The organism is Rhodococcus sp. YH3-3 (assembly GCF_001653035.1).
Taxonomy (GTDB): Bacteria; Actinomycetota; Actinomycetes; order Mycobacteriales; family Mycobacteriaceae; genus Rhodococcus_F; species Rhodococcus_F qingshengii.
The window spans coordinates 954290-969289 of the sequence record NZ_BCWH01000001.1 but is presented as its reverse complement, the minus strand read 5'-3'; the positions used below and the strand labels follow the sequence as shown (position 1 = coordinate 969289).

Below are 15000 nucleotides of genomic sequence, written 5' to 3'. Positions count from 1 at the left end.
GGCGTCGAATCCCTCCATTGCGCGTTGACGCAAGGAGGATTCCGGATGAGGGTTGAGAGCAATCGCCCCGCCGTACGTTCGAGCAATTACTCCCTGGGCAGTCAACTGACTCAGGTCGCGACGAATCGTGGATGCAGTCACCCCGAATTGGGCAGACAGATCCTCGACACTGGCCAGACCGCTGGTGCGAGCGAGCCTCGCAATCTCCGACCGCCTCGCCTCCGACTCCCGGATGGCCATCGCTCCTCCCCCTACAAACCGTGGTTCTTACTTGGAAACGAATGTGCTGGTTGCCAATTCGGCCGCCTGCCGCAGCGCTTCGACCATACTACCGGCCTCGGCGATGCCCTTACCTGCAATATCGAAAGCGGTTCCGTGATCGACGGAGGTACGGATGACAGGTAACCCGACGGTGATGTTGACGCCGGCCTCGATCCCGAGAACCTTGACCGGGCCGTGCCCCTGATCGTGGTACATCGCAACGATCAAGTCGTAGTCCCCACGTCCAGCGAGGAAGAATGCCGTGTCCGCCGGCAGTGGGCCGTGGACGTCGATTCCTTCTGCCTTCAAGAGTTCGACGGCGGGAATGATCTTCTGCTCTTCCTCTCCGTACCCGAAAAGCCCGTTCTCCCCCGCATGCGGGTTGATCCCGCACACGCCGATTTTCGGAGATGGATTGCCCGTGCGCACCAAAGCTTCGTGACCTCGACGAATGGTCCTCTCGACCAGGCCGGGCTCGATCCTGGCAACTGCATCGAGCAGTCCGATGTGAGTGGTCACGTGAATCACCTTGAGCTTGGGGGTCGACAACATCATCGACACCTCCTCGGTACCGGTCAGGTGCGCAAGCAATTCCGTGTGTCCGGGATAGATGTGTCCTGCCGCATGCAGCGCTTCCTTGTTCAGCGGCGCCGTGCAGATCGACTGGACTTCACCGCGTACGGCGAGTTCGCTTGCGACGCGGATATATTGATAGGCCGCATCCCCCGCGACTGCCGACAGTTCACCCCAGGCGAGATCCTCGGGTAGCAAGTCCAGGTCGATGACGTTGATCCGTCCATCGATGAATTCAGCATCCTTGATCTCCTCGATCGCGACCACGTCGACGTCGATTCCGAGCACCGTGGCAGCCAATCGCAAACGCTTCGCGTCGCCGACAACAACAGGGCGGCAACGCTTTCTCGTTTCACCGTCGAGGAGTGCGGGGACGATCACTTCCGGTCCGACGCCGGCGCCGTCGCCCATCGTGACAGCAATCAGCGGCAGTGGAGTGGATTCGATTGACATGGGATTGACCTCGTTGTCTGAAGGAGTAACTGAAGGCGGACTGTCCGGAGCGGCGACCGGGGTGGGTTGCGCGAGAAACTTCGTTATGGAGAAAAGACTGTGTGCATTCCCGAAACTGCCTGGCCGCGTGACGATGTACCGTCCGGTTCGATCGACGGAAAGTACGGCGCCGTGTTCGATTTCGTAAATCGGTGACAGCGTGTCGACCCGCAGGCGGTCGAGAACGCTGCGCGCGGTTTCGCCACCGGTAAGTACCAGGTCGATCGGGTAATCGTCGTGGGAGAATCCTGCATCGACGGCAGCGATCAGATCGGCGAGAGCCGAAACGAGGTGGACGGATTCTGCAGGCACGACAGGTCCACTTACCGAAACCACGACGTTTCCGCGATCCAGTGCGTTCAGAATCGGAAGCGGATCGACCGAATGCGCCAGCAGCTCAGCACTGTTCACTTCGATATGGTGCGCCCCTGAATCCCGAAGCAATGCCACTTGGTCCCCGGCAGACGCATCCGCCGTCCCCACGACGACCAAGGTAAATCGAGAAACACGAAGAGATGGGCACGCGACGGGTGACTGCACGGTTCTTCGTCGTGCCACTGCCATCGCGAGCGCCGAGGTTCCTACCAATCGAGAACCCCGAACCTCCTGTGCTGCAGCCACAATCAGTTCCAGATCACTCTCGGTCTCGACGTCGCAGATCGCCACCGACCCGGCTTCTGAGATCGACGCAAGAACCTGGCTCAAACGCCCGGAGCGAATGTCATCCAGCGATACGCCAGAAGTGATTGCCGACGGGCCGAGCGCCTCTGCAATCGACCGAGGAGTCGGCTTCGACTCCGCGCGCCACAGGTCAGTGGAGTGCAACGCAACCCCATCGACCAACACCACGCCGTCTTGCACCGTGCGCCCTTGTCTGGGCAGTCCGGCGGCGACGATGACCGGAGATCCGTCGCGGGAGAGTTCTCCAACCTCCGCTGCTATGTTGCCCCTGAGCAGGGAATCGATCTTCTTGACGATCTCGGAGCCGTCAGACGATTGCAGAACTGATCTCACGTCCCGAGAGGCTCTGGCGGGGTCGGATCGCCGTGAGTGCAGATCGAAAACCGTCACTCCTGATCCGTCGGGCGCATCTGGGCCGAGCCGAAGCGATATGCCCGAACTGCGGAGCAGAAATCCTGCGGCCGACTCCGCTGCTCCGGAAAGATCATCAGCGATGATTACCAGTGGTTTCATCGAATTCCTCGACCCCCTTTCGGTCTGAATCGAGTATGCACAGCATCGCAACCGATGCGCGAAGTACGCAATCGAAGTTACGGGACTTGCGCGAAGTGCGCAACAGTGCCATTGTGAGCTGAGTTACAAGCGAGAGCCCGACGCGATTGTTCACCAACAGTCCGCTCGGAGCGTCGCCCCCACGCTGCCCCGTCAGGATCGAAAGGTCACCGATGACCAATACTCGTTTGCGAACACCACAGCTCTCCCGGCGATCCTTTCTGCAGTTCACCGGGCTGATCGGTGGCGCAACGCTTCTGGGCACGACTGCCGCGTGCGCCGGCCCTACCGGGAAACCGACACAGGACACCCTGGTGCTCGGGCTCAACCGCTCGCTCGTCAGCCTCGACAACAAACTCAATCAATTCGACGCAGCAGTCACGGCTCAACGTGGCGTCAGACAAGGTCTCACCCGGATCGGCGACAATCTGACACCGCAACTCGTTCTCGCTGACAGGTTCGAATCGACCGGCCCGACCGAGTGGACGGTTCGACTCCGCGAGGGCATCCGTTACTCCGACGGCACACCTGTGCTGATCGACGACGTCACGACGGCAATGCAGATGTACCAGCAGGTCAGCGGATCGTTTGTCGCACCGCAGTTCCCCGAGTGGCCGACGGTCGTCCCCATCGACGATCGCACCTTCATCCTTCGGACGAATTCCCCGGTGCCGGTTCTGGACTCGCTCATGTCCAACATCTTGATCACCCCGGCCGCTGCCAACGAACCCAACGAACTGCAGAGCGGAATCGGGTCGGGACCGTTCGTCGTCAGCGAATCGAACCGGGGCACCGGCGATTACACACTTGTCGCCAATGACAACTACTGGGGCCCGGCCCCCGGCGTTCGTCGTGTTCAGGTCCGCTTCATTCCCGAAGAGGCCGGCCGCGTCGTCGCGCTTCGGAGCGGCGAGGTCGACGTCATCGACTCGATCAGTCCCGATTCCGCCGAACAACTCGCCGATCTGCCTGGTGTCCAGGTGGACACAGTACCGAGCACACGCATCAACCAACTGTTCTTCAACTTCCGCAAGCCCGCCGATCACCCACTGTCCAATCCGCGTGTCCGAGAAGCTCTCACGTATGCCATCGACGGTGAGTCACTCGCTCGGGACGTGCTGATCGGTTCCGCAGTCCCGGCCACCGGCCCCGCACCGTCGACCTTGGACGGAGCCGTGAAAACTGGCACTTACCAATATGATCCACGGAAAGCGCGGCAAATGCTCGAGGCCGAAGGCGCCGACGACCTCGAACTCACCTTCATCTGGGAAACCGGAGAGTTCACCAACGACGTCTCGGTGATGGAATCGGTACTCGAAATGATGAAGGCCGTGGGAGTACGCGTCAAACTCCAGCAGTTCGAACCGGGCGGTGACATCTCGTCCTGGCGCCAGGGCAAGACCGGCGACTGGGATGTGCTGGGCAACGGCTACGGCAACCAGACCGGACTTGCACTGACCACGTTGCAGGGGATGTACGCCGGCACAGCGGAGAAGGAAGCAACTCGCGACACCTATCACGGGTACGTCTTCCCCGAAATCACCGCGAAGATCCAAGCCGCATCCAGTGAACCAGACCCGACCAAGCGCGCCGCTCTACTCGACGCCGCACAACAAGACATCTGGAACACCTGGCCTTGCCTGTGGAGCTTCGTACCCAACGCACTCCTTGCGAAACGCACTCGTGTACAAAATGTTTCACTGACCCCGATCAACTCCTACGACCTCGGCGCCGTCCGATTGGAGGCCTGAGGCGATGACTCTCACCGCTCCGAAACCGCAAACCGCTCTCGGAATCTCTCCGCGTCGACGCACAAGGATCAACCCGACCGTCAAATACGTGCTCAAACGTCTGGCACAGAGTGCCTTGACGATCTTCCTCACGCTCACAACAGTGTTCGTCCTGATCCGAATGGCACCCGGCGATCCTGCCTACGCCTTGGCCGGACCGCTGGCCAGCACCGAGGATCTCGCACAGATCCGTGCTGACATGGGCTTGGACAAGTCGGTGTTCTCCGAATACCTGATCTACCTGTGGGACCTCGTCCACCTGAATCTCGGCACGTCGTACTCGTTCCAGGCGCCGGCCATGGACGTTGTCCTCGGCCGTCTCCCGTACACCATCACCCTTGCCGTCAGCTCCATTCTGTTGACCGCCGTGCTCTCGATTCCGCTGGGCGTGTGGATGGCCCGTCACGCGGACACCAGACGTGAACTCGGTGCGAACGTCGTAGCCGTCGGCGGGCAGTCCATGCCGGAGTTCTGGAGCGGCCTGATGCTGGTGACGATCTTCGCGGTCTTGATCCCAGTACTCCCGGCAGCCGGTTTCACCACATGGCCGTCGTTGATCCTGCCTACCGTCACCATCGCCATCCTTCAGATCGCGTTGATCTCCCGGATGGTTCGACGCGAAATGGTCTCGGCCTTCGCTTCTCCGTACATCACGGTCGCACGCTCTCGCGGAGTATCGGAACGCGAACTCACCTGGCGATATGCGATGCGTAATTCGGCGATTCCGATCGTCACCGCGCTGGGCACCAGATTCGCCGGAATGCTGAACGGCGTCGTGGTGGTCGAGGTCGTGTTCGCCTGGCCTGGTGTCGGCTCGCTGGTGGTCCGCGCACTCGAGACTCGCGACTACCCGCTCATCCAGGCCACCGTGCTTGTCACCGCGGTTCTCGCCGTGCTCGTGCAACTGGCAGTGGACCTCCTCTACCCCCTCCTGGATCCACGCGTGCGACTCGGAAAGGGCGCCAACTGATGACTACCGTCTTGGAACCTCCAACAACTCCACGCGCCAGCGCGGTCACCGAGGCAGACTTCGCACGCGCCGGAGCCACGCGCCGTAAGCGAGACAGCCGAGTCAAGATCTGGACCGGCTCGATCTGCGCGCTCCTGGTGATTCTTCCTGTTGCATTGGCGGGACTACTCCCCCTTGCAGATCCGAACCAGACCAACCTGAGCAGTCGACGGCTACCGCCCCTCACCGACGGCCATCTGTTCGGCACCGATCAGTTGGGACGAGATCTGCTCTCACGGATCCTGCACGGCGGCCAGGTGTCTCTGACGATCGGTATTCTCGCCGTGATCGTCTCCGGCGTCATCGGCATCGTCGCCGGATCCGCCGCGGGGTACTTCGGTGGTTGGGTCGACACCGTGATCTCCCGCCTACTCGAAGCACAGCTTTCTCTGCCTTTGCTGATGATGCTGCTTCTCGTTGTTGCGCTGTTCGGCCCGTCCATTCCCGTCATCACGTTTGTCATCGCGATCGCACAGTGGCCCGAAGTCGCACGGTTGACTCGCTCATTGGTACTCGTCGAACGCGAAAAGCCTTACGTAGCTGCAGCTCGAGTCCTCGGACTTACCCGCATGGCCATCCTGCTTCGTCACGTCATTCCCAACATCGTCAAGCAGGCATCGCTCGTCGTCCTGCTGCTGCTCGCGCAGGCCGTACTGCTGGAAAGTTCGTTGAGCTACCTCGGCGCCGGACCGCAACGTCCATTCGCTACCTGGGGACGAATCATCGCCGACGGCCAGGACTACATCACCACGTCATGGTGGATCGTCACGTTGACCGGTCTGATGATCGTGCTGCTGGTCGTCGGAGTGAACCTACTCGGCGATGGTCTGCGCGATCGTCCTGCAGGTTCGAAACGACTGGGCGCAAGCCTGTTCGGGCGTGGCAGCGCCCAGAAAGCGAAGGCGTGAGACATGGGAAATCTACTACGGGTCGACGATCTCCAGATCGAACTTGTCACGGCGAACGGCGTCATCCGAGCCGTCGACGGCGTGTCCTTCTGCATCGACGCCGGTGAAACCGTCACCATCATCGGTGAATCCGGCTCCGGAAAGTCGACGACAGCCATGGGGATTCTCGGACTGCTTCCGGACGATCTTGCGGTTCTTTCCGGGAAAGCCGTGTTCAAGGGTCAGGACATTCTCGGAAACACGAAGATCCTGAACGATATTCGCGGAAAACACATCGCGCTCATCCCCCAGGACCCGATGACGGCTCTGAGTCCCGTCCACACCATCGGTAGCCAACTTCGAGAAGCAGTGCGCCACAGCGGTGTGACCGCGAAGAAGCAACAAATCGAGCGGGCAGTGCAACTGCTCGAGCAGGTACGCATTCCGTATCCGGATCAGCAACTCGACAAGTACCCGCATCAACTGTCGGGTGGAATGTTGCAGCGCGTCCTGATCGCCGGCGCTCTTGCTGCCGGCCCCGAACTGATCGTGGCCGACGAACCCACCAGCGCACTGGACGTAACCGTTCAGGCCGGGATTCTGGATCTATTGCTCGAGTTGCAGGAGCGCACCGGCATCGGAATGCTGGTCATCACTCACGATCTCGGAGTTGCGCGGTTGGTCTCCGATCGCATCTACGTGATGAAGGACGGACGTTTTGTCGAGACCGGTAGTGCCGACGTTCTCGTCGACTCACCGCAAAGCGCCTACACACAAAAGCTTCTCGACGCCATACCTCAACTGGGGCCTTGGGACGGCGACCCCGCCCGTTCAACACAGATCGGAGCCTCGGCATGACCCGCCACGAAACGCCACTTCTCGCCGTCGAAGATCTCGTGGTCGAGTATCCGGTTCCCGACGGAGTTTTCCGAGCCGTGGATGCTGTGAGCTTCTCGGTGGAAAAGGGCAAGACCTTGGCCATCGTCGGCGAATCCGGATGTGGCAAGTCGACCATCGCTCGATCGATCGTCCGACTCCTCACACCGACCAGTGGACGCATTCTCGTCGACGGCAATGACATCGCGCAGATGTCGGAGAAGTCGCTGCGCCCCTACCGCTCTCGCGTTCAAATGGTGTTCCAAGATCCGTACGGATCGCTCGACCCTCATCTGACTGCCGAGGACATCATCGGAGAACCACTGCGCCTCAAAGGTGTTCGGAGCAAGTCTGAACGTGCAAAGGCAGCAGCAGAACTCGTCGATCGCGTTGGCTTGCCCAGCTCGGCACTACACCGGCGTCCGGCGGAGTTCTCAGGAGGCCAACGTCAGCGCATCGGAATTGCTCGTGCACTTGCCAGCGGACCCGAGATCCTGGTCTGCGACGAAGCGACCAGCGCTCTCGACGTGTCGGTGCAAGCGCAGGTACTCGAGCTCCTACGTGAAATTCAGGCCGATACCGGTCTGACGTACGTTTTCATCTCACACAACTTGGGCGTCGTCCGAGAAATCAGCGAGACCGTAGTCGTGATGTCGAAAGGAACCATCGTCGAATCCGGTTCCACAGACACAGTTCTCGCCAGTCCGCGCGAGCCGTACACCCGCGCACTACGAGGCGCTGCTCTCGATCCCACCACCATGGTCGGCATCAAACCACGCCACGTGGTGGCAGCCCTGTCCAAGAACTTGCTAGCCAAGCAGACCGAATCACGAGGAGTTGCCTGATGACCGCCCCACTCGAGCTTCCGAAACTGGTGCTCGGCACCATGACATTCGGAGACACGGTCGACATATCGGGCGCCGGATCGATGCTCGACGCAGCACTAGGCGCCGGTATCTCTCACATCGACACGGCCAACGGCTATGCGGGCGGCGAGTCCGAGCGCATGCTGGCAAAGCTGCTCCACGGCCGACGCGATTCCGTCACTCTGGCCACCAAAGCGGGAATGCCGCATCCCGATGCCGGCGACAACAGCCCACTCTCGACAGAGGGGCTCCGAGCAAGCGTCGAAGGAAGCCTGCGCAGACTCGACACGGACTACGTCGACCTGTTCTATCTCCATCAGCCGGACCGAACCGTCACGCTGACCGAAACTCTCACCACCGTCGCGGAACTGGTTGCCGAGGGCAAGATCCGCACACTCGGCGTATCCAACTTCGCAGCGTGGCAAATCAGTGAAATCAACTACACCGCAGACACAGTCGGAGCTCCCCGACCGATCGTCGCACAGCAGCTCTACAACTTGCTCGCGCGTCGCATCGAAGAAGAATACGCAGAATTCGCGGACGTGACCGGACTGACCACCATGGTCTACAACCCACTCGGTGGGGGCCTGCTCACGGGGCGCCACACCTTCGAGGAAAGTCCCGCCGACGGCCGATTCGGCGACTCACGTCTTGCGTCGATGTACAAGGAGCGATACTGGAACACACAGATATTCGACGCGATCGCTCAACTGACGGCAATCGCAGAGCAGTCGGGCATCTCCCTGACCGAGCTTGCGTTGCGCTGGCTGGTCAGCAAGCCCGTCGCCGGATCGCTGCTCCTCGGAGGATCCAAAGTAACGCACCTCGAATCCAATATCGCGGCCATCGGGCGAGGTCCACTCGACGCCTCGACCGTCGAAGAGTGTGATCTCGTCGGTGCTGCCCTACGAGGCCCCATGCCCAACTACAACCGCTGAAACACCCGACCTTCATCAGGAAGAGTTCTTCACTATGTCAGCACAGGAATTCGCCGCACGCATCCGAGGACGCGAACGCATACTCGGATATTGGTCCGTCATCGACAGCCCGATCTCGACCGAATGGATCGCGCACGTCGGCTGGGACTACATTGCCCTCGACATGCAGCACGGCCTGATCGGCTATTCGGGGATGGTCGCCGGGCTCACCGCCATCGACTCGTCACCGTCCACCGTCGGGATGGTGCGCGTCGAGGCAAACAATCCGACACCCATCGGCCGTGCACTCGACGCGGGCGCTGTGGGCGTCATCGTTCCGCTGATCAACAACGCCGAAGAGGCAGCGGCCGCCGTGGCAGCCGCCAAGTATCCGCCTTTCGGCATCCGCTCCTACGGACCCATGCGCTCGCAACTCCGTATCGGCCCCGTTCCCGCCGACGCGAACCGCGACACCGTTGTATTTGCGATGATCGAGACCCCACAGGGTCTGGCGAACGTCGAAGAGATCTGCGCAGTGCCCGGATTGGACGGCGTGTACGTCGGGCCGTCCGACCTACGAATCGCCGTCGGAGGTAAGCACTCCAACGATCCGGACGTCGCCGAGGAATTCGAATCAGCGCTCACCAGGGTGCGCGAAGCTGCCGCCGTCAGCGGAGTCGCTGCGGGAATCCACACACCTTCCGGTCAGGTTGCGGCACAACGGCTCGGGGAGGGCTACACGTTCGCGACCGTGGCCTCGGACCTGACACATCTGGCGAACATCTCGGCTCAGCATTTGGATGCCGCCAAGTCCTGATCCGGGTACAAAAATGGCGATGCTCCCGCACTTGGTACGGGAGCATCGCCATTCTCGAACAAACTATCTCTGAATCGCCTTGATCTCGAGGAACTCTTCGAGCCCGAACGTGCCGGCCTCGCGCCCGACGCCCGACTGCTTGTACCCACCGAACGGAGCATTCGTGTTGAAGGCGCCGCCGTTCACCTCGACCTGCCCGGCACGCAGTTGCCGTGCGACGCGATCCGCGCGATCGGGGTCACCTGACCAAACGCCACCGGCCAGTCCGTACTCGGTGCCGTTAGCGATCCGCACTGCGTCGGCCTCGTCTTTGTAGCCCATGATCGAGAGGACCGGTCCGAAGATCTCCTCGCGCGCAATGGTCATGTCTTCGGTCACGTTCGCGAACACCGTCGGACCGACGAAATATCCACTGGCCAGACCGGTTTCGCGACCGTCGACAACCGCGGTGGCACCTTCCGACACACCCTTCTCGATGTATCCGCGAACGCGTCCCAGCTGATTCGCGTTCACCAGAGGACCAAGCACCGAAGTCGGCTGAGTCGGATCACCTACCGGGAAATGAGCGGCGACCGCAGCAGCAATTGCCGCTGCCTCATCCACCTTCTCCGCGGGAACCAACATACGCGTCAGCGCCGAACAGGTCTGGCCCGAGTTGATGAAGCACTTTGCGACGCCGTCCGTGACAGCCTTTTCGAGATCGGCGTCGTCGAGAATGACGTTCGCCGACTTGCCACCCAGCTCGAGCGAGACCTTCTTGATGGTGTCCGCGGCGACGATGGCCACTCGCTTGCCTGCCCGAGTCGACCCGGTGAAGGAGACCATGTCGACTTCCGGGTGGCCGGCGATGGCTTCACCCACTACCGGGCCGTAGCCACTTACCAGGTTGAATACACCTGCAGGCAAACCAATTTCGTCGAAGATGTCAGCGAGAGCGTACGTGATGAGTGGCGCAACCTCGGTGGGCTTGAGAACCACGGTGCAGCCCGCCGCGAGCGCACCGCCAACCTTCAAGACAACTTGGTGGAGCGGGAAGTTCCAGGGAGTGATAGCGCCGACAACACCCGCAGGTTCGCGAACAATCAGCGAATTCCCGACCTCGTGAGCGTCGAAATCATAAGTGCGAGCCAATTCGGCAAATGCATTCAAATTCGCGAGCGGCATTCCGATTTGCACGGGCTTCGCGAATCCGATCGGCATTCCCATATCCTGCGAAACCAGCGCCGCAAGATCATCGGTGCGTTCGGCAATTATCGCCGCAGCCTTGGAAAGATATTCAGCGCGCTCGCCCCCGGATAGTGCAGACCAAGCGGGGAAAGCCTTTCGCGCTGCCTTCGCAGCCGCATCGACATCTTCGACGGTGCCCTCGGCGACAGTTCCTATCAGCTCTTCGGTAGCCGGATTGAGAACGTCGATCCGACCGCTGCCAGTGGATTCGATCCAGGCGCCATCAACATAGATTTTGGTGCGGTCGAGAATATCGGTCATCGAAGCCTCCGTAGTCATCACGCGTGCACAGGTGAGGTGGGCCCGATCACACGGGGCACCTCTTCCGAGCCTAGCCACGCTCGACGGGTTCCGTGGCAGGTTGGTGTCGAGATTGACCTTCGACTGACGAGACCTGTGGTGCGCGCACGCTTTTCGCGGATCGCGTGAACGTACCGTTCCCCTCGCCCAAGAGGGTGAGCGTGCCGTTCACTCGATCCCGGACGGGGTGGTGAGTCGGCGGCGTGCCCGCCCCTGATGGTGTGAACGGTACGTTCGGTCGATCTGAGGCGACGAACGTACCGTTCACTCGATCCGGGGGGTGCCGGCGACGGGATGTTTCGGGGTGTTTTGGGTACGAGAAAGCCCCCCAACCATCACTGGTTGGGGGGCTTCTCTAATGTGTGTTCGGCGGTGTCCTACTCTCCCACACCCTGTCGAGTGCAGTACCATCGGCGCTGAAGGGCTTAGCTTCCGGGTTCGGAATGGGACCGGGCGTTTCCCCTTCGCTATGACCGCCGTAACTCTATGAAACTGTCACAGTAACCTTCTTCTGATCACCTGGTTTCACCACCCGTCAACACCAGTTTCTGGTGTTGGGGGATGGAGAAAACAGGGTTTCTCATCAGTATCTGTGTGTTGTTTCAGATACCGCACAGTGGACGCGTAGCTTCTTTGTGGTAAGTCCTCGGCCTATTAGTACCAGTCACCTGCATGCATTACTGCACTTCCAGTTCTGGCCTATCAACCCGGTGGTCTGCCGGGGGCCTTACCCCCTCGAGGGGGTGAGAAACCTCATCTTGGAACAGGCTTCCCGCTTAGATGCTTTCAGCGGTTATCCCTTCCGAACGTAGCTAACCAGCGGTGCTCCTGGCGGAACAACTGGCACACCAGAGGTTCGTCCGTCCCGGTCCTCTCGTACTAGGGACAGCCTTCCTCAAGTTTCTAACGCGCGCGGCGGATAGAGACCGAACTGTCTCACGACGTTCTAAACCCAGCTCGCGTGCCGCTTTAATGGGCGAACAGCCCAACCCTTGGGACCTACTCCAGCCCCAGGATGCGACGAGCCGACATCGAGGTGCCAAACCATCCCGTCGATATGGACTCTTGGGGAAGATCAGCCTGTTATCCCCGGGGTACCTTTTATCCGTTGAGCGACACCGCTTCCACTTGCCGGTGCCGGATCACTAGTCCCGACTTTCGTCCCTGCTCGACCTGTCAGTCTCACAGTCAAGCTCCCTTGTGCACTTGCACTCGACACCTGATTGCCAACCAGGCTGAGGGAACCTTTGGGCGCCTCCGTTACATTTTGGGAGGCAACCGCCCCAGTTAAACTACCCACCAGGCACTGTCCCTGAACCAGATCATGGTCCGAGGTTAGAGGTCCAATTCGATCAGAGTGGTATTTCAACAACGACTCCACGATAACTGGCGTCACCGTTTCACAGTCTCCCACCTATCCTACACAAACCGAACCGAACACCAATACCAAGCTGTAGTGAAGGTCCCGGGGTCTTTTCGTCCTGCCGCGCGTAACGAGCATCTTTACTCGTAATGCAATTTCGCCGAGTCTACGGTTGAGACAGCTGAGAAGTCGTTACGCCATTCGTGCAGGTCGGAACTTACCCGACAAGGAATTTCGCTACCTTAGGATGGTTATAGTTACCACCGCCGTTTACTGGGGCTTAAATTCTCAGCTTCGCTCCCGAAGGAACTAACCGGTCCTCTTAACCTTCCAGCACCGGGCAGGCGTCAGTCCGTATACATCGTCTTACGACTTCGCACGGACCTGTGTTTTTAGTAAACAGTCGCTTCTCACTGGTCTCTGCGGCCCCACCCAGCTCAGACAGTAAATGTCGTCACCAGACAGGGCCCCCCTTCTCCCGAAGTTACGGGGGCATTTTGCCGAGTTCCTTAACCATAGTTATCTCGATCGCCTTAGTATTCTCTACCTGACCACCTGTGTCGGTTTGGGGTACGGGCCGTGTGAAAGCTCGCTAGAGGCTTTTCTCGGCAGCATAGGATCACTGAATTCGCCTCAATCGGCTACGCATCACGTCTCAGGCTATGTGCGACCCGGATTTGCCTAGGTCACGCCCTACACGCTTACACCAGTATTACCACTGACTGGCTCAGCTACCTTCCTGCGTCACCCCATCGCTTGGCTACTACCAGATCAGGTCCCATGCATCCACCAACTCGAGACCCGAAGGTCTTCTCGTGGCTTCAGGATGGTTAGTATCACTGATTCACCATGGGCGCGTTCACACGGGTACGGGAATATCAACCCGTTGTCCATCGGCTACGCCTGTCGGCCTCGTCTTAGGTCCCGACTCACCCTGGGCGGATTAACCTGGCCCAGGAACCCTTGGTCATTCGGCGGACGAGTTTCTCACTCGTCTTTCGCTACTCATGCCTGCATTCTCACTCGTGTGGCCTCCACGGCTAGGTCACCCTGCCGCTTCCATGGCCACACGACGCTCCCCTACCCATCCACACACCTGCCAGAAAATCCTTGGATCAACTGGGGGCTATTGCGTGAATGCCGCAGCTTCGGTGGTGTACTTGAGCCCCGCTACATTGTCGGCGCAGGATCACTTGACCAGTGAGCTATTACGCACTCTTTCAAGGGTGGCTGCTTCTAAGCCAACCTCCTGGTTGTCTTCGCGACCCCACATCCTTTTCCACTTAGTACACGCTTAGGGACCTTAGCTGGCGATCTGGGCTGTTTCCCTCTCGACTACGAACCTTATCGCCCGCAGTCTCACTGCCGCGCTCTCACTCACCGGCATTCGGAGTTTGGCTGATTTCGGTAAGCTTGTGGGCCCCCTAGACCATCCAGTAGCTCTACCTCCGGTGAGAAACACGCGACGCTGCACCTAAATGCATTTCGGGGAGAACCAGCTATCACGGAGTTTGATTGGCCTTTCACCCCTACCCACAACTCATCCCCTCAGTTTTCAACCTAAGTGGGTTCGGTCCTCCACGACGTCTTACCGTCGCTTCAACCTGGCCATGGGTAGATCACTCCGCTTCGGGTCTAGAGCATGCCACTGACTCGCCCTATTCGGACTCGCTTTCGCTACGGCTACCCCACACGGGTTAACCTCGCGACATGCCACTAACTCGCAGGCTCATTCTTCAAAAGGCACGCCATCACCCCCAGCAGTAAACTGCTCGAAGGCTCTGACGGATTGTAAGCGCACGGTTTCAGGTACTATTTCACTCCCCTCCCGGGGTACTTTTCACCTTTCCCTCACGGTACTAGTCCGCTATCGGTCACCAGGGAGTATTCAGGCTTATCGGGTGGTCCCGACAGATTCACACCAGATTTCACGGGCCCGGTGCTACTTGGGTTTCCATTACAACAGTCACAAAGTTTTCGTGTACGGGATTCTCACCCTCTACGACAGGCCGTTCCAGACCACTTCCACTAACCCTGTGATTTCTTACTGTTGGCCAACACGGCAGTATTGACAAAATGAACCCCACAACCCCACGAATGCAACACCTGCCGGCTATCACACACCCATGGTTTAGCCTCTTCCGCTTTCGCTCGCCACTACTCACGGAATCACGGTTGTTTTCTCTTCCTGTGGGTACTGAGATGTTTCACTTCCCCACGTTCCCTCCACACGCCCTATATATTCAGGCGCGGGTAACACGACATCACTCGTGCTGGGTTTCCCCATTCGGACATCCTCGGATCACAGCTCGGTTGACAGCTCCCCGAGGCTTATCGCAGCCTCCTACGTCCTTCATCGGCTCCTGGTGCCAAGGCATCCACCGTACGC

10 protein-coding genes and 2 rRNA genes (2 of these 12 only partly in view) are annotated in these 15000 nt (G+C 59.8%); 7 read left to right on the top strand and 5 right to left on the bottom strand.

The window, feature by feature from the left end:
• On the bottom strand, nt 1-240 hold the 5' end (the start) of the coding sequence (locus YH3_RS04600; RefSeq protein ID WP_003941419.1) for a DeoR/GlpR family DNA-binding transcription regulator. The gene continues 528 nt to the left of window position 1, outside the view; the window shows 240 of its 768 coding nt (coding positions 1-240); it begins with the start codon at nt 238-240; its stop codon lies beyond the left edge, outside the window.
• 27 nt (nt 241-267) lie between these two features.
• Nucleotides 268-2520, bottom strand: coding sequence for a 4-hydroxythreonine-4-phosphate dehydrogenase PdxA (pdxA, locus tag YH3_RS04595; RefSeq protein ID WP_007732489.1), 2253 nt, complete (start codon nt 2518-2520; stop codon nt 268-270).
• 212 nt (nt 2521-2732) lie between these two features.
• On the opposite strand from pdxA, the gene YH3_RS04585 reads away from it, so the two are divergent.
• The 7 genes from YH3_RS04585 to YH3_RS04555 are packed head-to-tail and all read left to right on the top strand — an operon-like array spanning nt 2733 to nt 9721.
• On the top strand, nt 2733-4310 hold the full coding sequence (locus YH3_RS04585; protein ID WP_007732494.1) for an ABC transporter substrate-binding protein: 1578 nt from the start codon (nt 2733-2735) through the stop codon (nt 4308-4310).
• 4 nt (nt 4311-4314) lie between these two features.
• Nucleotides 4315-5319 (top strand): ABC transporter permease, encoded by a 1005-nt coding sequence (locus YH3_RS04580; RefSeq protein WP_082920529.1) that lies wholly within the window; start codon nt 4315-4317, stop codon nt 5317-5319.
• Entirely contained in the window at nt 5319-6266 is a 948-nt protein-coding gene (locus tag YH3_RS04575) for an ABC transporter permease (protein WP_007732498.1), read from the top strand. The genes YH3_RS04580 and YH3_RS04575 overlap by 1 nt, the downstream gene beginning before the upstream one ends.
• A 3-nt stretch (nt 6267-6269) precedes the next feature.
• Nucleotides 6270-7103 (top strand): ABC transporter ATP-binding protein, encoded by an 834-nt coding sequence (locus tag YH3_RS04570; RefSeq protein WP_007732500.1) that lies wholly within the window; start codon nt 6270-6272, stop codon nt 7101-7103.
• The gene (locus tag YH3_RS04565; RefSeq protein ID WP_007732503.1) at nt 7100-7966 is read left to right on the top strand and encodes an ATP-binding cassette domain-containing protein; all 867 of its coding nucleotides are present in this window, start codon (nt 7100-7102) and stop codon (nt 7964-7966) included. Before YH3_RS04570 ends, YH3_RS04565 begins: the two co-directional genes overlap by 4 nt.
• The gene (locus YH3_RS04560; protein WP_003941424.1) at nt 7966-8925 is read left to right on the top strand and encodes an aldo/keto reductase; all 960 of its coding nucleotides are present in this window, start codon (nt 7966-7968) and stop codon (nt 8923-8925) included. Before YH3_RS04565 ends, YH3_RS04560 begins: the two co-directional genes overlap by 1 nt.
• A 34-nt stretch (nt 8926-8959) precedes the next feature.
• A complete protein-coding gene (locus tag YH3_RS04555) occupies nt 8960-9721 on the top strand; it encodes an HpcH/HpaI aldolase/citrate lyase family protein (protein ID WP_007732505.1) in 762 nt (253 codons plus the stop codon).
• 63 nt (nt 9722-9784) lie between these two features.
• Here the strand turns inward: YH3_RS04555 and YH3_RS04550 are convergent, their stop codons facing one another.
• The 3 genes from YH3_RS04550 to YH3_RS04540 form a co-directional block, all read right to left on the bottom strand.
• A complete protein-coding gene (locus YH3_RS04550; RefSeq protein ID WP_007732506.1) occupies nt 9785-11209 on the bottom strand; it encodes an aldehyde dehydrogenase family protein in 1425 nt (474 codons plus the stop codon).
• A 403-nt stretch (nt 11210-11612) separates the two neighbouring features.
• A 5S ribosomal RNA gene (gene rrf, locus YH3_RS04545) occupies nt 11613-11729 on the bottom strand.
• 153 nt (nt 11730-11882) lie between these two features.
• Nucleotides 11883-15000: ribosomal RNA gene (locus tag YH3_RS04540) — 23S ribosomal RNA — on the bottom strand; it runs 16 nt beyond the window's last position.